This is a genomic window from Arthrobacter terrae (genome assembly GCF_015708085.1).
Classification (GTDB): Bacteria; Actinomycetota; Actinomycetes; order Actinomycetales; family Micrococcaceae; genus Arthrobacter_M; species Arthrobacter_M terrae.
Genome location: NZ_JADNYM010000009.1, coordinates 1 through 19,636 on the forward strand (window position 1 = coordinate 1; position 19,636 = coordinate 19,636).

The following is a 19,636-nucleotide window of genomic DNA, read 5'->3' on the forward strand; positions in this document are numbered from 1 at the left end:
CCACCGCGACCGGGTCCAGGACCGCCGGGGCCTCCTCACACACCACCGCAGCCAACAACGTCCGGGACCGGGCCTGGCCATGCCACAGGCCCCTCTCCACCACGTCCTTCACCGGACCCCACACCAGGTCCAGCACCACCGCACCACCACGACCGTGCCCGGACCTGCGTTTTTGCAGCTGCCCACGCCGCCTGACCAGCGCAACCCTGCGCCCGCCACCGGGAGCCGCCACGTCACCCGAGGCCGGCCCGCGCCCCGCAGCCGGGCCGCGCCCCACCGGCCGGGCATGGTCGGGAGCCTTGAGGAATTCCTCAAGAAGCGCCTCAAAACCCTGACCGGTTCCCATACCTTAAGTTTATCCTAATCCGTGGTATCAGACCATAGTTCTATCGAACATATCTTCCACTATTCCCTGCATTGGAACGCGCTCCTGGAACCGCTTCCGACGTCGGGACATCTGCGGAATCTGCCTCGTCCTTTATCCTTTATTAAGATGATTACCAGACGAGACGCTGCCCTTGCCCTTGATATCCCGCTAGAGATGGCATACAAACATGGCATACCGGCCCGGATGGCCGAGACCGAATTCACCGAGATCCGGGACAACCCCCCGGCGTGGTTGGTTCAGTCACGCGCCAACCGGACGGGTAAGAGACCGGTCTGGGTCCACTTGCGCTGCTACATCTGCGACTACACTGAGGCTGCTCGTCCAAAAAAGTGGTGGCCGGATTTCAGCTACGTCATTTGTGCCGACCACGAGATCGGCGAGCTGCCGGGTCCGGACGCCGGCTCCCGGCGCAGCGAATTCGATGGTGTGGGCAGTCGCTTCATTGGCATCCTCGATGAGCCAATAGCACCGTCCTGATCGGATCCGGACAGGGTGGGGAGACGTTTCCCCGTACCGGGCTAAAGGCTTGAGCTCAGCGCAGAATCAGTGCAGAAGGCGGGCCGCCAAGCGCTGTTCACTGGCCACAGCATCCGGCCCTTCTCCGGCGGCGGTAGAGACAATGTAGGCAGATTTGCCGGGAACTTCGGTGACCACGTCGATCAGCTCCGTGCCCCGGTACACCAGGCCAACGCCGTCGTCGGTGCAGTGCGTAACTCCCAACGTTCCGTCGGCCACTAATCGATGCACCAGCAATCTCCGGCCGGGCTCCGAGTCGTAATGCACGCCGTTGCCGTATGGCAATAGTCCAAGACCGTTGGTCACCGCCCGGAGTTCCGGGCCAAAGGAATCCGTCGTTCCGCCGTCGAACCAGCAGATCGACCCCGCAGACACGCCGGCCAAGACCACCCCTGCCTGCCAAACCCTGCGGAAGATATGGTCCAGACCGTGCACGCGCCATACGGCCAGCAGATTGGCGACGGATCCACCGTTCACCCAGACGACGTCCTGCGCCAGGAGATGCGCCTCCAGCTCAGCGGCATCGCCGAGGTTGGGCATTGGAAAGAGATTTAAATGCTTCAGCTCGAAGCCGGCAACGCGCGCCGCTTCACTAATGTCATTATTGAACCAGCGTTGGTCACCGCTGGCCGTCCCCAGATGCGTGATCCGTGGTGCCCTTGCGCTGACACCGGAAAGTTCGACGGCGTGATGTACCAGTGCGTTGAATTCCAACGCGGTCCGGACGCCCGGCTTATACCCACCGGAGGTTGCCAAAATTGTGGGCTGATCTGCACTCATGAGGTGCCCTTCTGTCGACAGTTGCACGGCGGAAACACACTGTGCTGTTATTTCCATTATCGTAAGTAGTACCGAGCTTTCGGACGAAGCGACGTGGTACCCACTCCCGGGTCGCCGCAGAGGTGCGGCAAAGCCGCATTCCTCGTCTGATTCCTCCACATGGATTTTGGACACCGATTTTTCCAGACCTGTTTTTTTGACGCCGTTTTCCGCTACCGCAGCGCCTGCGGCGCCGTACGACCCCCGCCCCGCAGGGGTCAGGGCCAGCACAGACTTCCAGCCGCTAACGCGGCGCTTTTCGACGAAAGTGAACCACTATGAACCTGCCCCACCAGCTCCCTGTCGCCCCGCCTGCACTACCAAATGGAGCCATGCGAGTCATGAACCTTGGCGGACTTGGCGAAGTCGGCCGCAACATGACGGTCTTTGAGTTCGCCGGCAAGCTACTCGTGGTGGACTGCGGCGTACTCTTCCCGGAAGAACACCAGCCCGGCATCGACGTCATCCTGCCGGACTTCAGCTCCATTCGCGACAGGCTCCAGGATGTTGTTGCCATCGTTCTCACGCACGGGCATGAGGACCACATTGGCGGCGTGCCGTACCTGTTGCGCGAACGACGCGATATTCCCGTTATCGGATCCAAGCTGACGCTGGCCTTTATCAAGGCCAAGCTCAAGGAACACGGCATTAGCCCCCGCACGGTTCAGGTGGCGGAAGGGCAGAGCAAAAAATTCGGCCCCTTTGACCTCGAGTTCTTCGCGGTCAACCATTCAATCCCGGACGGTCTGGCAGTCGCCGTCAAGACCGGTGCCGGAACGGCGCTGCATACCGGCGACTTCAAGATGGATCAGTTCCCGCTGGATCAGCGCATTACCGACCTGGCCGGCTTTGCCCGACTCGGCGCCGAGGGCGTTGACCTATTCCTGACGGACTCCACTAATGCCGAGGTTCCCGGGTTTACCACGTCTGAGGAGGATCTGGCCCCGGCTATTGACACCGTGTTCCGGACAGCCCCGCGCCGGATTATCGTTTCCAGCTTCGCCAGCCACGTCCACCGGATCCAGCAGGTCATGGACGCGGCCCATCGGCACGGACGAAAAGTTGCCTTTGTCGGCCGTTCCATGGTCCGCAATATGGGCATTGCCCGTGAACTCGGTTACCTGACGGTCCCGCGCGGCACGCTGGTGGACTTCAAGGCGCTGTCCAACCTGCCGGACAAGAAAGTGGTGCTGATCTGCACTGGTTCGCAGGGCGAGCCGATGGCCGCGCTGTCCCGGATCGCGAACCGCGACCACATGATCGAGATCGGTGAGGGTGACACTGTTCTGCTTGCCAGCTCTCTCATCCCCGGCAATGAGAACGCCATTTACCGTGTCATAAACTCGCTCACCCGGCTGGGCGCCAACGTCGTCCATAAGGGCAATGCCAAGGTTCACGTCTCCGGACACGCCAGCGCCGGGGAGCTCGTGTACTGCTACAACATCGTCAAGCCCAAGAACGTGATGCCGGTACACGGCGAGTTCCGGCACCTGAAAGCCAACGCGAAGCTGGCGATGCGCACCGGTCTGGAAGCAAGCCAGGTGGCCATCGCTGACAATGGCGACGCCGTCGACCTGCACAACGGCAAGATCAGCATCACCGGCAGCGTTCCGGTCGGTTACGTGTTTGTGGACGGACAGACGGTTGGCGGTGCCACCGAAGAATCGCTGGAGGACCGGCGCAAGCTGGCCGAGGAAGGGCTCATCACCGTCCTGGCCATCGTTGACCCGGAAACGTCCGCGCTGGCAGAGGATCCGGAATTCTTCGTTCGCGGCTTTGTGCATAAACCCGCCGATTTTTCTCCCGCCGTGCAAGCCATTGAAAAGGCCCTCGGTTCGGCTCCTCGCTCGCATTCGAGTGAGCAGCTTGAAGCCTTGATTGAAAATACCGTGAGCCGCTGGATGCACAAGACCTACCGGCGCAGCCCGCTTGTGACTGCCATTATCGTCGACGCATAAGCACCGCTGCCGGTTACTGTCGGTCTTGGCGCACGTTGGTGCACCTTGGGGCGCGATGCTTCCCGGCACAGTTCTGGCTGCTCCGCCCGTTTCGCGGGTCGGGTTACGCGGGGCTGACCCGAGCCCGTCCGGCACCGGCAAAAAAGCCGGCCCTTCGTTTCACACTTGGGGGGTGCGTGAAACGAAGGGCCAGCACATCAAGCATACCCACAAATCCCCTGGCGCAAACTCCTTTTAGCTAAAATATTGGATAACCAATTTTATTTCCGTCGAAAGTGGGAAGACCCCATGTCAGTGCCGGCCAAGGCGTTCACCCAGTGGCTCCATTCGGTGGCGCCTGGCACTAGCACAGCCGCCGTTTCCAGACTCTCGGGGATTAAGCGATCCACCCTTGCCCAGCAGTTGGTCCGAGGGAAAGTCGCTGTCGTCACCGTCGTCAGCATCAGCCGCGCCTTCGATATCGACGCCGTTGCCGCCCTGTCCGGTTTTGACAAATACTATGATCTGGCAAGTGGGCTGCTGCCGCCAACCGAAGCCGAGCTGGTCAGCCAGATTTCCGATGTTGACCTGCTCCGCGAGATCGTGGCCCGGAATGCGATCGTAGATCCGCCCGAGCCGGCCGGCAAACACATCCTGACACCAATGCCACACAAGACGTCCGTCCGCAGCTGGATCGATGCCATTGACGTCCCCGGTCTTAGGCATACAATCTCCCGGGACCTGCAAATGGCGCCGCAGAACCTTTCCGCGCAGCTAAGTGCCAATCGGCTCGCACCCGAGGTCGCTGTGCAGGTTGCCCGGATTGCCGGCGTCGGGCTCACCGGTGGTTTGGTTGTCACCGGTGTTCTTACTCCCAAGGAAGGCGGCTGGCCCGAGGATGCGCGCGGGAAAGCGCTGCGCGCGCTGGGAGACACAGACCTCGTCACGCTAGCGGCAGCACGGCTTGACGCACTCGGAAAAGCGCTGCGGCGGACCGATCAGGACAATGAACAGACAAATGCACTGTGGGAGAATCTCGGATGATTGCTGTACTACAGTGGGTCGCACTGGGCGCGTGCCTGTTTTGCGCGGCATGGCGTGTCCCGGCGACCCTCCGGGGCCGGAACACCGGGCTTTTCTGGGCATTCGTGCTGCTGTCGGTCGCTGTTGGGCTGAGTCTTCCGGAAATCTATCTGGTGGTGGATGCCGGGCTTGGCGGACGCAATATCGCCAATCTCGCCATCCGCTTCGCGTTGTACGCGATTTTTTACATACTTGCCGTGAAGTTTGCGGCCGCATACCGTTCCGCCAGCAGTGCCCGGCTCATCCGCGGGCCCGTCGGAATCTCGTTGCTGGCGCTGATCAGCGTCGCCACGTTGGTGCTGTTTTTACTCAGCGATCTGCCGAGCACCAGCGTTGGTCTGCAAAGCTACAGCAATCAGCCGTCCGTGCAGGCCTATGGTCTTCTCGGACGGCTATATCCGGCGTACGCCGCGGCTTGCCTGATCCGCCCCACTGCGTTGGCAGCAGTGTCTGCGGGCGCTGCCGGGCGCAAAACGGCCGCCACCGCTGCAGGCCTGATCTGCTCAGCCTTCATCATGGTCCTGCTCTTAACGGCGATGCAGATCGCCGCGGCTGCGGTTCCGCTGGTCTCGCAGCTAATTGCGCTGCTCTCCTACACGGCCATCGTCTGCATGGCGCTTGGTCTTTCCTTTACTTGGATATCGCTGCGGATGGAACAGCGCCGAAAATCCCAGGGGGCCAGGGCAGGCGGGCAACTGCATGGCTGGCACGACGCAACGTGACAAAGATAACTTTACGATGCGCACATTTTCATTACAACATGCAATAATCATGAATATGTGAACAGCCGACGGTTTGGCCGGAAGCATGGGGACTTGGGGGGTGAGTGGTGGAGGGCTTGGTCCTTCCACCACTCAGCCATTTAACCTACGGCGATTCCGCCCGCTCAGATCGTCCCCGCGGCCAGAAGAAAGCCGACGGGCCACCTGCGGCTCAGCTGAGAACGCTCAGCGTCAGGTCGAGGGCATTAAGCAGCAGGGCGAGGATGGACGTTCCGAGACCCGCAACCAGCAGAAGACCAGGTTGGGCCAGTCCAATCACGACGCGGCGCAGCTCCGGCCGGTCCTGCAGGAACTTCTCCGGCACCTTTGAATGCGCAGGTGCCTGCCGCCATCCGCGTAACCGGCCCAGGAACCACGCGCAACGGATGATGAGCGCCAGCCAGAGCACGCTCACCACCAGCGGGAACGCTGCCAGCAGCAATTGGAACCCGTAACCGGTGACCTGCCGTTCGTCAGCGGCGGACAGCGACTGGATCGTCGTGGAGATGGAGGCGCTGAGCACTACCGAAAATGCCCAAATCACGAATGCCAGCACCAAGCCAAGGAAACGCACGAAGAAGTGGCTAAGCACCGATTCTGAGGTTGGTTTGAGGTGCCTGCGGGGCGTAGCGTGCAGCACAGTGACGGTTGCCAGGAGCGTTGGTAAGGCCGCCAGTCCCACCAGCAGATACCATATCCATCCCGCTAGTTCGGCAAACTCGTCCACGACGATCAGAACGGCCCATGATCCGGTCCAGATCCAGCCGGTCCGCAGCGGGCTTCGGACCAGCCAGCCGGGCAGCCAGCCGTCAGGGGCGGTGGTGTTCGACGGCGGCACTCCCCGATTCAACCAGCTCGCCGCCGGTCGGTTCGCGGATGCAGGCCCCGACGATCGGACGGTCAAACTATCGGATTCCGCTCTCCCGGTGGCAGCGCCTCCGGTCCGCCGTCGTCCGTGCCCGCCGCCGTGGCCCGCTGCACCGTCGTCATCCACGCCGTCGTCGCCCGCTGCACCGCCGTCATCCGCCCCGCCGTGGCCCGCAGCACCGCCGTCAACAGCACGCTCGCTCACAGCATGGTCCTCGTTCATAGCCCTACTGTAGCGAGCCTTACACCATGGAGCTCGCCCCCGGTTTTAGTCCATGAAGCCTGCTGCGCCCCGCTACCACCGGATTCGCGCAAAGTCCGCCCGCAGCCGCGCACCCCGGCCAGGATTCAGCGCCTCAAGCCAAGCAATCCGTCCCAGCAAATGAGCCCTGAAGTCACCATGTCCGTCACGGTTTTGACCGGCCGGACCATGGACGACGCAGTTGTGCAGCACCGCCTTCAACCGATCAAACTCCGACCGGGCCACATTGGTCCGCTCATTGACCACAATGCCCGTGACCACCTGCCGCACGCCCGCGGCACGGACGCGTGACTTGCGTGGGTTCAGTGCGTGCCCCTCCTCCCCCACGATCCGTGCTGCTCCGCGGACAAAGGCATCCGCCCGGCCGGCCAGCTCCTTGCCGCCGCTGAAGGTCAGATCGTCCGCATAACGCGTGTAGACCGCACCCGCTACCGACGCCCAACCGGACAGCCGTGAATCCAGCCGGCGCACGGCCAGGTTCGCAAGCATGGGTGACGTTGGCGCGCCCTGCGGCAAGTGCGGCAGGGAAAGGGCCTGCCGCAGCGCAAACCGTTCGTCCACAGCACCGCCGGGCGGCATCCGGGAGAGCACCCGCGGCGGCACCACATGCGAGCAAAGCCCTGTCAGGAGGTGCGCCACGCTTTCCGAGTAACCGGCCTGCCGGAGAATCCCGAAGACTTTGCCGGCCGTAACGCGGGCGAAAAATGCCGTGAGGTCCAGCGCGATCACCATCTGGGCTCCGGTATGCAGACGCGCGCCGGTGACAGCGCTGCGTCCCGAAACGAACCCGTGCGCGGCGTCATGCAGCGGGACGGGCGCAAGGATCGAGCGCAGTACGGTTCGCTGCAGGGACCGCAGCCGGGGTGCGGGGATCTCCAACAAGCGCGGCGTTCGGCCGGAGCGGGTGCGCCAAACATAGCGGTAGTGCTGCAGCCGCGGTTCGGCCCGTCCGTTCCAGTGCTTCACGTCCGCGAACCAGTCGAGTTCTCCGGACGTCAGTTCCAGCAGGTCCGCAAGGTCCCCGGCGCTTGAGATGCGCGGGATCGGGAACGGCGTTTGGCGGGCCTGCCCCGGCGCCAGCACGTAACGGGCAATCCGGATCGGTACCCGCTGCCGGGCAGCCCGGTCAACCGCGTTAATGAAAGCCGGGCAGCCCTCGACGACGGCGGCGAGTTCCCGCACGGCGTCAACCGGTGGCCGGGGGTACCAACCCAAAACCTGCGCCGCCAGTGAGGGTAACCAGCGTCGCCGGACTCCCAACAGTTCGGTACCGGACTGGACCAGACCCGCCTTCGTCCATTCCCCGGCGGCAAGAAAGGCGAACGCCACAGCAGTGGCAACGCCCGAGGTTGTGGGGTGTGGGGTCCGGGCGAGCACCCTGGTTCCCTCGGATTGGATCCGGCGCGGCGCGTGCATCATGAATCCGCCCGAATCGTCACCAAGGCACGTGTGCGGTGGCTGATGGATGACCCGTCTATCTGTGCGGGCGCGCAGCTGCGCGGAGCGCAGTCTGGCGCCTGCGGCGCTTGCTTCAGGTAATTCTGCGTGCCCCAGGGTAGCCCCGGAGAGGACGGTATACGAAGTACACCACCCGCCTCATCCGTCAGCCACCGCACGGGCCCACGCTAGCCGATCGCCGGCATCAACGCCAGCATCGCTTTCGGGTCACCGCGGTTGGTAACACTTCGAAGGCCCTTGATTCAGGAGCCTTCCTCTGCGTCCGCCCTGACGCCATTGGGCGTGCTTTTGCGGCCGACAAGGGCCGGATAGGCCAGCCAGAGGAGCCCGACGACGATCAGCAGTACCAGCAGCACGGTGATGCCCGCTGCCCTGCCCACCACCACATCGAAAACCAGGGACGCTGTCCCGGCCGCAAGCACAGCAGCTCCGATCAAGGCAATCCGCACTATCACCGCGCTCCTTTCGACAATTTCATGCTTGAGCCGTTGCCGGAAGAGAGTCCGGTGAAGCCCGATGGGCGTCAGCAGCAGGACAGTTAGTACGGCAGCGAGGATCACCAGGATCAGGTAAACAATGCGCTGAATATCATCGAGCTGGCCGAACCTCTGCTGGAACGGAAGTGTGAATAGGAACCCGGCCAGGATCTGGGTTCCCGTCTCCATCACCCGCATTTCCTGCAGAAGCTCGCTCCAATTCCGGTCGGCCTGCTGCTCACGGGTTTCCTGTCGCTCCGGATCGATAATGTGATCTCCGTCGGCGCTCTTCATGGATTCCTCTCCCGCGGTAATCATGCGTTCCACCGTACCGCGACGGTACCCACGCCACGGACGGCACCGGCAAACGCAACGCTTCCGCCTGACGCTTTCAGCTCGTTCACCGGGGAAATCAGCCAGATTCATTTGGCCACCGCGATGCCCAACAACAAACCGACCCGGCGGGATGAGGCGGACCCGGCGAAACGCGCCGTTCACCGTCGTCGCGGAATCGGCCGTTGTTACACCGAGCCCGTTCTCTCCGATCCGGGCCAGGGACATGACCGCCGAGGAGGGTGTCCGCCGCATCTGTACTGGCTAGGACGGGGAGCCGTCCGGTTTGTCCGCGAGGATCTGGTACTGGGGATTGATCATCTGCGCCGGCTCTTTCTCTGATTGCTGCCGTACCTTCCCGCTAACCCGCAAGGCCATGCCCGGCATCATCGGCTGTGCCAGCGGTCCGTGAAACTGGAGGATAAGTTCGCCGCTTTGGTCGTGATGGTGGCACGATATCTGGTGCGCGGACTGCTTCCGGTCGTCTCCATGCTGAGCACGCGTCCCTCGACTGTTGCGCGCTGGCCGGGAATAAGGGCTTCGATAGGGATCGCGGCGGGTGCCCGCTCATGGCTCTCCTGCCCGTTTTCGACTCTGTCCTCCTCACCAGCCATGCGTTCCCTGAGCCGCTCGACCTTGCGCGTGATGCGTTCCTCAGGCAATTCGGGGAAAGTCTGCCGGATCTGTGCCTGCACATCGAATGGAACAATCGTCGCAACGGCGTGCGGTATGCGGCTGACCACCCGCGCGATCCGGTCCGCGGTCCGATCATGCAGCAACCGTCCCAGGAACGGTGCGTAGCTGCGCCGCGGCAGGAGCACGGTGACGCCGGTGTTCTCCTCCTCAAGTGCCTGGACCACCAGCCTTTGGGCGGCGTGGGTGATCCGCCGGTCCGGGCAGTCGATTATCTCCAGCTTCGCCTTGATGCCGAAATGTTCCCAGCGTTGGCGAAGCCGCTGAGCATAAACGTCGTCGATCATGAAATGCACGGCAGTCAGCTCCGAAGCGCGGAGCCCGCGGGCGTACCGGAGCGCCTCCAGCACGGCCAGATCTATTGAGCCAACCATCAGGAAGACCTTGCGGTGAGCGTACTGGGATTCCAACGGGGCGCTATGGCGGAGCTTTTCCAGCACGGAGGCCTCGGCCCGGTACTCGCAGTTAAGGCGCATCAGGATATAAACAAGGACCGGGAAAGCGACAACGACGAGCCAGGCACCCTCGGTAAACTTGGCCACCGCGAAGATGCCGACGACGATGGTCGCGAGGATGCCAGCGCCCAGGTTGATCGCCAGCGGCCATTGCCAACCGGGCTCGCGCGCGCCCAGATGATGTTTTGTCATCCCGTAACCGGCCATCACAAACCCGGTGAACACACCGATCGCATAAAACGGGACCAGAGCATTCACCGACCCGCCGGTGACCACCAGGAGCAGCACAGAGACCACCGTGAGCACGATGATGCCGTTGGAGAAGACCAGCCGGTGCCCGCGCTTGGTCAGTTGACGGGGAAGTAATCGGTCCTCTGCGACGAAACTCGCGAGGAAGGGAAAACCATTGAAGCTGGTGTTCGCGCCGGTGTAAAGAATCGCCGCTGACGCGATCTGCACCAGATAGAAGAGCACGTTGCCGATCGTGCCGGTGCCAAAGACCGCGCGGGCCTCCTCGGAGAGCACCGAGGGATAGCCGGCCTGAAATGGGGTGGCATGTGTGACGAACGCCAGATACGACACTCCGGCGACCAGGAACCCTAGAATGCATGCCATGGCGGTCAGCACTTTGCGCCCCTTTCCGCCCTGCCGGTTCCCGCAGCGCGCTGACCGTATTGGAAATGGCTTCTACCCCCGTCAAAGAGGAACCGCCATTGGCGAAGGCGCGCAGCACGATCAGGATGCTCGCCCCCATCACCAGCCCGTCGCCCTGACGCACCTCAACAGCGCCGGCCAGGTGCCCGGCGTCGTACTGCGGCAGACCGCCAAAGAACAGCTGGCGCAGCACGCCGACGACGATCATGGCGCCGATCATGATCGAGAAGAAATAGGTGGGCACCGCGAAGGGCGTACCAGCCTCGCGCAGACCGCGGAGATTGACGTAGCACATCAGCAGGACGACGGCGATGGTGATTTCCAGGCTGTAGGGACCCAGCGGCCGGATGGCGGACACGACCGCGACGGTGCCGGCAGCCGCCTGGACCGCGACCGTCACGACGTAGTCGATGAGCAGGGCGGCCGCCGCGACCTGCGCCACCTTGGGGCCGAAATTCTCTCGTGCCACGACGTAGGATCCACCGGCCTGGGTGTAGACCGTCAGGACCTGCCGGTAGGAGGCCGCCACCAAAACCAGGATCAACAAAATAACGCCCGTGATCGGCAGGACCAGGGCGAAGGCGGCCAAGCCCGCATACGGGAGCAGCTCCAGGAGGATTTCCTCGGTACCGTACGCCGAGGAGGAAATGGCATCGGGGGAAAGCACACCCAGGGCCACCGGATTGCTCAGCTTCTCCGACTTCAGCTGCGCGGTGATCAGCGGCTTACCCAAAAATACGCGCTTGAGCACGCAACCTACGGTCTCGGGCACGCCGCCCGGACGGACCCGGTCCTGCTGCGCAGACACGGCGAAGCCTCCCGGCACTGCCGGGTGGGTGCGCGGTTTTTTAGGATTCCGGCCCGGGTGGCGCCAGCGCACTGCCCTTTAGCAGCCAGCACGCGCTGCTGCCGAGTTTCGTGGTGAACGGCGCGCAGATCCTGCCTGCGGCTATCCGGATCGCGCCGGAACACCAGGCAGGAGGGTGTTCCGCTCTTGCGGCGGCGTTCATCGACGCTGGCGATGATTTATCGTAGATCCGAGTCAGCACTTTTGCCAGAAAAGAACAGCAGGTCAGCGGCGATATGCCGCTGACCTGCTGTTCTATGGTGGAGATGGGGGGAATTGAACCCCCGTCCGATGTTGTGTTGTCAGGTCTTCTCCGGGCGCAGTTTGCGTCGGTTTTTCTCAGCCCCAGCTATCCTGCAAACGAGTAGCTGCCAGGCTCAGTTACATAAGTGTCCCCTATGCCCCTGTAACAAAGGCGTAGAGCAGTGGCCCTCTAAATGACGCCAGGATCCGGGGCGAGAGCAGACCCGGTCTGACGGACTGTCTTACTGCTTAGGCAGCAAGAGCGAAGTCAGTGCGCGATGTTTTGGCACTTATTGGTTTACAGAGAGCGTTTACGAGATAACCCTGTATCCTCGGCCCGCTTCACCTGTCGCGACGAACACCGTCGAAACCAGTCATCCCCATATTGTTTTATCAAAGTCCAGCGGTCCCCAAACGTTCAGGAACCACCGGGGTACTTAGTCTAACGCACTTGCGTCGAGTTGTATTCCGAGCGTGTCAGGCTGCGTTCCTCAGCCGGCAGACAGCAGGCCGCTTTCGGCTTTTACCTCAAGGACTTTCAGGGCCGCAGCGTCGACGACGGCGGCGAAGGCCTGGTCCGCCGCCTGCCGGGCCAGGATCCCTTGAGACAACTGCGGCAGGATGTTCTGGTTGGTGCACAGCGCCATGGTCCCGCCGGCGGCGATAAAGTCCGCCGCCCGGTCCGACGGCGCCGCAAAGGAGAGCTGGACGGCGTCGCAGATGTCGTCGGAGACGATGATGCCGGTGAATCCGAGGTCGTCACGGACCATGCCGCGCATGATGATGGAGGAAAACGGCGCAATTTCTCCGGGGTCTATCGACGGGTAGGACGCGTTGGAGATCATCATCCAGCGCACACCGGCGCGCACCGCATCGCGGAAGGGCGCAATGAACGGGCCGTTGCGCACCGTAATGCCATCCGTGACACCGCTGGTGGTATCCGTATTGGCGCTCACCCTCCCCAATCCGGGAAAGTGTTTGACGGCCGGCGCCACGCCCGCGTCTGCCATACCTTGGGCAAAGGCGACGCCGTGCGCCGAAACATCCGCCGGGGTGTAGCCGTACTCGCGGCCGAAGTGTCCGATCGGAGCGTTCGCCGGCGCAAAATCCGCGCCGGGAACGGTATCGAGCGACGGCGCAAAGTTCACATTGACGCCTGCGTGGGCCAGCTCATTTCCCCAAAGTTTTGCGTCCGCGCGTAATTGGCCCGGATCAAGGGCACCCTGAACAACCGCCGCGGGAATATCCGAAAAACCAGGTCCATTCATAATCTGGACCATGCCGCCTTCCTGGTCCGTCGCGATGAATTGGCGAACGCCCGCGGTGCCTGGCGCGGACACTTGGGCCTGCAGGGAGGCCACGACGCCGGCGACCACGTCCGTTCCGGCGTAGCTGCGTCCCTTCAGGAAGACGTTCCCCACATGGTCCTCGTTAAGCGCGGCAAGAGTCGCAGCATCCGGTCCGCTCACCGGCGAGCCCACCATGAGCACCTGCCCAACCCGCTGCTCGGGGGTCAGCGTGGCGAGCGTTCGCTGTGCTTCCTGAACCGGCGACGGCACGGGAGGGGGCGACGGAACGGAAGAGGGCGACGGCGGCTGGCTTGGCACCGTCGTCGTCTGCCCTGGCGCCGTAGTCGTCTGCCCTGGCGCCGTCGTCGTCTGCCCTGGCGTTGGAGCGGGTGCAGTTGAATCGCGTTCCGTTGGAGCCGCTGTCGTCGGCCCGGGCGAGGCGGCATTGACCGCGAAGATAATCCCCAGCACAACGGCGAGGCCGGCAACCACGCCCAGCCACCACCGGCGGCTCATTTCTTTAGCCATACCGGTTCACGAGCCATACCGGGTCACGAGCCATGCCTGAACAGGTGCGCTTCGTTGAGAGCATCCATCTCGTCATCGCTCATCTCGTCCAACACCTTGCTTTCGCCCTTGTCGGTCTGGGAAAACCTGACAAAGAGCAAGATGATGATCGGCAGATCGGCGGCCTCGCAGATAAACCAGAGCCAGTCGCCCGCCAGCTGCTGATCCCGCAGTGGGTTGGGAAACCAGGCCGGACGCGCCCCGGACACTGCCGCGGCGCCGTCGAGCACTGCGTTGTTGAGCCGCAGCAGAATGCCGGGAATGGCGTCGGCCAGCAACTCGATGAAGGCGAAGACAAACTGCAGCATCAGCAGCGACGTGGTGGTCCGGGTGCCGGCCTCGGTGATGGGCAGCACCAGCAACAGACCCAGCAGCGGGATGCCTACGGTCAGCAAACCCTCCATGGGCGCACTGAGCCTGGCAAAACCGGCCAGCGGCGTGAGCATGGCCGAGAACAGCAGCAGGCCCACCAGCGGCGCAACCGCGGCGTTGCCGAAGAACTTCATCGGCCACCGTCCCGCTGTGCTTAGACCACGGCGCAGACCGGGACTGGTAATGGCCGCCTGCGCCAGCCCTAGCGGCAGGCCGAGTGCGAGCAGAATTGGCACTACAAACAACAACAGCGCTAAACGTACGGAAAAGGCCCAGCGCAGGTCGGTGGAATACGCTCCCAGGAAACCGAAGGAAATGAATGAATACGTCCCCAGGCCCAATAGATAGAAGCTGAGCACCCGCCACACGGGCCAGCGGGTTCCGGCAGTCCGCACCCGCGCCAAACCGAAGGCGTAAAGGCCTCCGGCTGCCAGGACGAGGGCCAGCGCCCATGGATCCATCGCCCAGGTTCCGAAGAATTGCTGCAGTCCGGGCATCTAGCTGCGGTTCTTCTCCCGCATGGCGCGCAGCGCCTCACGATTGTCCTGCTTTTCGCGCAACGACTGGCGCTTGTCGTAGTCCTTCTTGCCCTTCGCAATGGCAATTTCGACTTTTGCCCGGCCGTCCAGGAAATACAGCTGCAGCGGCACAATGGTGAAGCCAGACTCCCGGGTCTTGTGGCTGATTTTTTCCAGTTCTTCGCGGTGCAACAAGAGCTTGCGGCGCCGGCGGGCGGAGTGATTGGTCCAGCTGCCATTGAGATATTCCGGAATATAGACGGACTCCAGCCACAATTCTTCGTTGTAGAGGGTGGCGAATCCGTCCACCAGCGAGGCGCGCCCCTCGCGCAGCGACTTGACCTCGGTTCCCATCAGGACCAACCCGGCCTCGAAGGTGTCCATGACGTGGTAATCGTGCTGGGCCTTACGGTTGGTGGCCACCACCTTGCGGCCACTTTCTTTCGGCACGGCATTACTCCTTGGACGTCATAGCGGTTTGAACACAGGACTTCCTAGTCTACGCGCATCAACTGTGCCACAGATGCTCGTTAATGCGCCGATACCGGCATCTGCGGCACAATCGATGGGTTGTCCGGTTTGTTAGCCCAACAGCGGCATGGGATCCACCGGGCTGCCGTTGAGCCATGTTTCAAAATGGGCGTGGCAACCGGTGGAGTTTCCCGTGCTGCCGGAGTATGCGATCAGGTCTCCCGAATTCACATGCTGCCCGGTCTGTACTGCTACGGAAGAGTTGTGGTAGTAAACCGTGGTCAGGGCATTTCCCTGTATCACCCCGTGGCTGATCATCACCGTAAAGCCACCCCCATATGGGGTCCACCCCGCCGTAGTCACCGTTCCGGCCGCAGGGGCGTAGATGGCAGTACCACAGGGGGCACCGAAATCAATGCCGGTGTGGTCGTAAAACCCTGTCCCATTGAAATCGATCGTGCCCGGCGGGACGGGACGGTGCTTGACGAATCCGGAGGTAATCGCAATATTGGCAGCAAAAGGATGCCGGAGACCGAAGGCGGACGGATTACCCTGCGTCTGCGGCGCTGGGGGCACATAACTATTGTTGCCGGCCGCTGCGGCAGCCGCCGCCTCCGCCGCAACCCGCGCCGCTTCCGCCGCCGCCGCGGCGGCCAGTTCCTGACGCTGCCGTTCCGCGATCTGACCGGCCACTGCATCCTGCTGGGCCTTCACGGCGGCCATCTGCGCCTGGATCTGTGGTTTCTTAGCGGTCAGCTCTGCGTCCAGAGCCGCCGCGTCCGCGACGAGTTTGTCCACCGCAGCCTTCTTGGCCTCGGCCTCGTCCCGGGCTGCCTTCTCAGCGGCCAAAGCAGCATCCGCCTTGCCTTTAAGGTCCGTGATCTCTGCCTCCACCGCCCCGAGCCTGGCCTGCGAGTTGACGTTGGTGGCGTTTTGCTGCGAGAGCTTGTCGAGCATGGAATTCTGGCTCCGCATGGCCTGATCCGCCAGGTCCATCCCGTCCGCGAGGTTGCCCGTTGAACTGGAGCCGAAGAACAAGCTCAAATTGGAGGGCACCCCGCCGGATTTATAGGACTGCGCCGCAATCTGGCCAATCAGCTTCTTGGTATCGGTGAGCTTTTCCTGATCGGACTGGATCTGTCCGGTAATTTTATCTTTGTTCTGCTGCGCCAGGCTGACCCGTGCGGCGAGGGCATCGACGGCGCCGGTGGCAGCACCGACGCGCGTCTGCGCGTCAGAGAGAGCGGCCTGCGCACCAGGAAGCTGGCCGCGGTAGAGGGTGAGGTTGGCAGCGGCCGTGGCGATACCGGCGTCAAGGAATTCCAGCGACGATTCAACATCGTTCGCCTGATTCTGCAGCGCCTTGGCCTGGTCATCAAGGTTGTCCGCCTGCGCTGCGGGGGCCCCGCTCAGCAGCGCCGCCGCCAGCACAGCTACCGTGGCCACGCTGACGGCGCTGGTGCGTCCGCGCATCCCCAGACCCTTGGCCCAGGAACGCGGCATGCTGCCGCCCGGGCGTCCGCGCTCGAACATCTTAGCCATGGGCTGTGTCTCCTCGATGGTCAACTACCTACACCTTCAGATACTTGCGCAGCGTCAGCAGCGAGGAAATGCCCGCCAGCAGTATTCCCAGCACCAGCAGTCCCGGTGTCAGGATCAGGACTTGGTTGGCAGAGATAAACGCTGTGTCTTTGTACTGATCTGCCAGATAATCCTGAATAAAGAACTTAGCGACCGCCCATACCGTGCCGGAGGCCAGCACTGCGCCAATCACCGCGGCGATCACACCTTCCAGCACAAAAGGCAGCTGAATTACCGCCTTGGACGCACCGACCAACCGCATTATCCCTGTTTCCCGCCGTCGGCTGAAGGCCGATAGCCGGATGGTAGTGGCGATTAGTAGGATAGCGCAAATAATCATGAGACCCGCAATCCCCACGGCCACCAGCGAGGCTATGTTCATTACGGAGAAGAGTTTCTCCAGCAGCTGACGCTGATCGATCACCGTTTCCACGCCCGGGGTGGCGGAGAAGGTCTCATTGATGATCTGGTATTTTTCCGGATTGACCATATTTACCCGGAAGGACGCCGGAAGCTGATCCGCGCTGACCGAATCGACGATCGGCGAATTCGCAAACTGCTCTTTGAAGTGCTTGAGCGCATCGGCCTGTGACTCATAGGCCCAACTCGTCACGTAGGGTTTCACCGCCGCAGAATCCAGCAGAGTCTCAATGTTCTTTTTCTGCTCATCGGTGGCGGGCCCGGAGGCGCAGCTGGGAGACGTGGAGGTATCAACGCACAGGAAGACCGCCACCTGGACCTTGTCGTACCAGTAGCCCTTCATCTGGTTGATCTGCATCTGCAGCATTCCGGCTGTACCAACGAACGTCAGTGACACAAAGGTCACCAAAATGACCGAAACCACCATCGAAACATTCCGGCGCAGGCCCCCGCCGATTTCGCCGAGGATAAAGGCGAGTCTCACTTGTGGGCCCCCGCGGAACGTCCGGAGCCGGAGTCAGCAGCCGGAATTATCGGCATCATCGACGTGTACAGGGCCTTCGCCTCGTCGCGGAGCACGACCCCGTTGCGCAGCTCAATGACGCGCTTGCGCATTTCGTTGACGATGTCGTCGTCATGGGTTGCCATCACCACAGTGGTGCCGTTGCGGTTAATCTTGTCCAGCACTTTCATAATCCCCAGTGAGGTGGTGGGATCCAGGTTTCCGGTGGGCTCGTCCGCCAGCAGGATCCCGGGCTTGTTGACGACGGCGCGCGCGATCGCCACGCGCTGCTGCTCGCCTCCGGAGAGTTCGTGCGGCCGGCGGTTTTCTTTGCCTTCAAGCCCAACGGTTTTCAACACCTCAGGCACGGTCTCGCGGATGATTCCGCGGCTTTTGCCGATCACCTGCATCGCAAAAGCCACGTTTGCGAAGACGGTCTTATTGGGCAGCAGCCGGAAATCCTGGAAGACAACGCCAATGCCGCGGCGCAGTTTCGGCACCCGCCAGCTGGAAATATTCGCCACATTCTGGCCCGCCACGTAGACGATACCGCCGGTGGCGTGGTCTTCCTTGAGTACCAAACGAAGAAAAGTGGATTTGCCGGAGCCCGAGGCCCCGACCAGGAAGACGAACTCCCCACGGTCAATCTCCAGCGAGATCGAGTCCAGGGCCGGACGGGTCTTCTGGTCGTAAATCTTGGTGACGTTATCGAAACGAATCATGGCTCTTTTGGACCCAGTCAGCAATGGATTCTGACATGCCGATGCTCGGGTATTTGGTGGGGGGAAGAATACACCGGCTTATCGACTATAGACATTCCTTTGGTCATTCGCCGCAACGCCTGGGGCGTGTCGCAGCGCAGAGCAGCCACAACGCGGGCCTGACGCGGCAGGCAGTCCTCCATTAGGCTCGTGGGGTTGGCTACTTCAGGAGCATCATGGTCACGTTCGGGATAGAGGAAGAATACCTGTTGGTGGACCCGGTAACCGGGCTGCCAAAGTTCATTAGCACGGAGGTCAGTCGTGTGCTGCAGTCGTCGGTGGAGGTTGATGACGGCGACATCCAGCATGAGCTGCTGGCGTGCCAGCTGGAGACATCCACTCCCCCCTGCCACACGGCTCAGGAGGCGCTCCACTCTCTGCTGGCCTTTCGCGTCGAATTGGCCAAAGCGGCCTACAAGTCACTGGCCCGCGCCGCGAGTACCGGAGCCGCCCCGAAGATGGAAGAGGCACCGCCAAAGGTTACAGACGATCGTCGTTACCACCGGCTGCGGCGCAGCGCCCGTGCCATCGTTGCGGACCAGTACGTCAACGGACTGCACGTCCATGTCCAAATCCCGGACAGGGAAGCGGGCGTCAACGCACTAAACCGGATCCGGCCGTGGCTGCCGGTGCTGGTGGCGTTAAGCGCCAACTCGCCATTTTGGCAGGACCGGGACAGCGGTTTCGAAAGCTGGCGGACGATCAGCTACCGCCGCTGGCCAATCCAAGGGGTTCCGCCGGTCTTTATTGACGCCGCAGATTACGAGGCGCGGGTCCAGCACCTATTGGACACAGGGGTGATCATTGACCGGGGCGTGATCACGTGGGTGGCACGGCTGTCCGAGAACTACCCTACGTTGGAAGTGCGCGCCTGCGATGCCCAACTCGAGGCACGCGATTCGGTGTTGCTGGCTGTCCTGATCCGTGCCCTGGTGACCACCGCATTAGATGACCCATCGCGGCTCGACTCTCTGCCGGCCGGTTCAGCGCACGCCGGCTCAGCGCACGCTCACCTGCAGCTCACGACGGAAATCATTGACGCGGCCCTGTGGCAGGCTGCCAGGCACGGGCTGACCGGAGATTTGGTTCACCCTGTAACCGGCCGGTTGGCGCCTGCAGCGAATGTTACGGCCGCCCTTTTGGCTCTGGTGACGCCCGCACTGGACGAAGCCGGCGATTACGGTTTCGCCGTGGACGGGCTAGCGCGAATCGCGGAGCGCGGAACAGGGTCCATTCGGCAGCGCCGTGCGCGTGAGCAAGGTGGCCTTCCGGCGCTGTTGGACCTTTTCAGCGGATCGCTGACCGCCCGCTGAATGCTGGGCACCGGCACCCCTGATTTATTGGGCGCCGGCTCTATTCGGCA

Annotated in this window: 18 protein-coding genes, 1 other RNA gene and 1 pseudogene; 6 read left to right on the forward strand and 14 right to left on the reverse strand. The window is 62.5% G+C overall.

Annotated elements, in window-relative coordinates:
- On the reverse strand, positions 1-346 hold a 346-nt coding region (locus IV500_RS08305), incomplete at its 3' end, for a hypothetical protein (protein ID WP_196396347.1).
- A gap of 147 nt (positions 347-493) precedes the next feature.
- Here IV500_RS08305 and IV500_RS08310 point away from each other — a divergent pair.
- Positions 494-865 (forward strand): hypothetical protein, encoded by a 372-nt coding sequence (locus IV500_RS08310; RefSeq protein ID WP_196396348.1) that lies wholly within the window; start codon positions 494-496, stop codon positions 863-865.
- Between the two features lie 66 nt (positions 866-931).
- Here IV500_RS08310 and IV500_RS08315 read toward each other — a convergent pair whose 3' ends face one another.
- Complete coding sequence (locus IV500_RS08315; RefSeq protein WP_196396349.1) at positions 932-1,684, reverse strand: Type 1 glutamine amidotransferase-like domain-containing protein; 753 nt, start codon at positions 1,682-1,684, stop codon at positions 932-934.
- A gap of 371 nt (positions 1,685-2,055) precedes the next feature.
- Between IV500_RS08315 and IV500_RS08320 the strand changes: the two genes are divergently transcribed.
- The 3 genes from IV500_RS08320 to IV500_RS08330 all read left to right on the forward strand — a co-directional run bounded on the left by IV500_RS08320 (position 2,056) and on the right by IV500_RS08330 (position 5,465).
- Complete coding sequence (locus tag IV500_RS08320) at positions 2,056-3,681, forward strand: ribonuclease J (RefSeq protein WP_230854704.1); 1,626 nt, start codon at positions 2,056-2,058, stop codon at positions 3,679-3,681.
- A gap of 288 nt (positions 3,682-3,969) precedes the next feature.
- Positions 3,970-4,704: a hypothetical protein gene (locus IV500_RS08325; protein ID WP_196396351.1), complete on the forward strand. Its 735-nt coding sequence runs from the start codon at positions 3,970-3,972 to the stop codon at positions 4,702-4,704.
- The gene (locus tag IV500_RS08330; RefSeq protein WP_196396352.1) at positions 4,701-5,465 is read left to right on the forward strand and encodes a hypothetical protein; all 765 of its coding nucleotides are present in this window, start codon (positions 4,701-4,703) and stop codon (positions 5,463-5,465) included. The genes IV500_RS08325 and IV500_RS08330 overlap by 4 nt, the downstream gene beginning before the upstream one ends.
- A gap of 211 nt (positions 5,466-5,676) precedes the next feature.
- Here the strand turns inward: IV500_RS08330 and IV500_RS08335 are convergent, their stop codons facing one another.
- From IV500_RS08335 to IV500_RS08345, 3 genes are all read right to left on the reverse strand, one after another.
- A complete protein-coding gene (locus IV500_RS08335; protein WP_196396353.1) occupies positions 5,677-6,594 on the reverse strand; it encodes a hypothetical protein in 918 nt (305 codons plus the stop codon).
- A gap of 72 nt (positions 6,595-6,666) precedes the next feature.
- Complete coding sequence (locus IV500_RS08340; protein WP_196396354.1) at positions 6,667-8,052, reverse strand: reverse transcriptase family protein; 1,386 nt, start codon at positions 8,050-8,052, stop codon at positions 6,667-6,669.
- 281 nt (positions 8,053-8,333) lie between these two features.
- The gene (locus IV500_RS08345) at positions 8,334-8,885 is read right to left on the reverse strand and encodes a DUF6328 family protein (RefSeq protein WP_230854705.1); all 552 of its coding nucleotides are present in this window, start codon (positions 8,883-8,885) and stop codon (positions 8,334-8,336) included.
- A 120-nt stretch (positions 8,886-9,005) separates the two neighbouring features.
- Here IV500_RS08345 and IV500_RS08350 point away from each other — a divergent pair, with 120 nt between their 5' ends.
- Complete coding sequence (locus tag IV500_RS08350) at positions 9,006-9,242, forward strand: hypothetical protein (RefSeq protein ID WP_196396476.1); 237 nt, start codon at positions 9,006-9,008, stop codon at positions 9,240-9,242.
- Positions 9,243-9,286: 44 nt separating this feature from the next.
- On the opposite strand, the gene IV500_RS21420 is transcribed toward IV500_RS08350, so the two are convergent.
- The 9 genes and pseudogenes from IV500_RS21420 to ftsE all read right to left on the reverse strand — a co-directional run bounded on the left by IV500_RS21420 (position 9,287) and on the right by ftsE (position 18,234).
- On the reverse strand, positions 9,287-10,663 hold the full coding sequence (locus tag IV500_RS21420) for an APC family permease (RefSeq protein WP_230854706.1): 1,377 nt from the start codon (positions 10,661-10,663) through the stop codon (positions 9,287-9,289).
- 94 nt (positions 10,664-10,757) lie between these two features.
- Positions 10,758-11,582, reverse strand: a pseudogene (locus IV500_RS22265) (amino acid permease); the annotation flags it as partial.
- Positions 11,583-11,807: 225 nt separating this feature from the next.
- Positions 11,808-12,174, reverse strand: a transfer-messenger RNA (tmRNA) gene (gene ssrA / locus IV500_RS08360).
- 109 nt (positions 12,175-12,283) lie between these two features.
- Entirely contained in the window at positions 12,284-13,597 is a 1,314-nt protein-coding gene (locus IV500_RS08365) for a glycoside hydrolase family 3 N-terminal domain-containing protein (RefSeq protein WP_230854708.1), read from the reverse strand.
- 35 nt (positions 13,598-13,632) lie between these two features.
- Entirely contained in the window at positions 13,633-14,517 is an 885-nt protein-coding gene (locus IV500_RS08370) for a cytochrome c oxidase assembly protein (protein ID WP_196396355.1), read from the reverse strand.
- Complete coding sequence (gene smpB, locus IV500_RS08375) at positions 14,518-14,988, reverse strand: SsrA-binding protein SmpB (RefSeq protein ID WP_196396356.1); 471 nt, start codon at positions 14,986-14,988, stop codon at positions 14,518-14,520.
- A 132-nt stretch (positions 14,989-15,120) separates the two neighbouring features.
- Positions 15,121-16,512 (reverse strand): murein hydrolase activator EnvC family protein, encoded by a 1,392-nt coding sequence (locus IV500_RS08380; protein WP_196396455.1) that lies wholly within the window; start codon positions 16,510-16,512, stop codon positions 15,121-15,123.
- A 67-nt stretch (positions 16,513-16,579) separates the two neighbouring features.
- Positions 16,580-17,494 (reverse strand): permease-like cell division protein FtsX, encoded by a 915-nt coding sequence (gene ftsX, locus IV500_RS08385; protein ID WP_196396357.1) that lies wholly within the window; start codon positions 17,492-17,494, stop codon positions 16,580-16,582.
- Positions 17,491-18,234: a cell division ATP-binding protein FtsE gene (ftsE, locus tag IV500_RS08390; RefSeq protein ID WP_196396358.1), complete on the reverse strand. Its 744-nt coding sequence runs from the start codon at positions 18,232-18,234 to the stop codon at positions 17,491-17,493. The genes ftsX and ftsE overlap by 4 nt, the downstream gene beginning before the upstream one ends.
- 215 nt (positions 18,235-18,449) lie before the next feature.
- Between ftsE and IV500_RS08395 the strand changes: the two genes are divergently transcribed.
- Positions 18,450-19,586, forward strand: coding sequence for a carboxylate-amine ligase (locus IV500_RS08395; protein WP_196396359.1), 1,137 nt, complete (start codon positions 18,450-18,452; stop codon positions 19,584-19,586).
- The last annotated feature ends 50 nt before the right edge of the window (positions 19,587-19,636 follow it).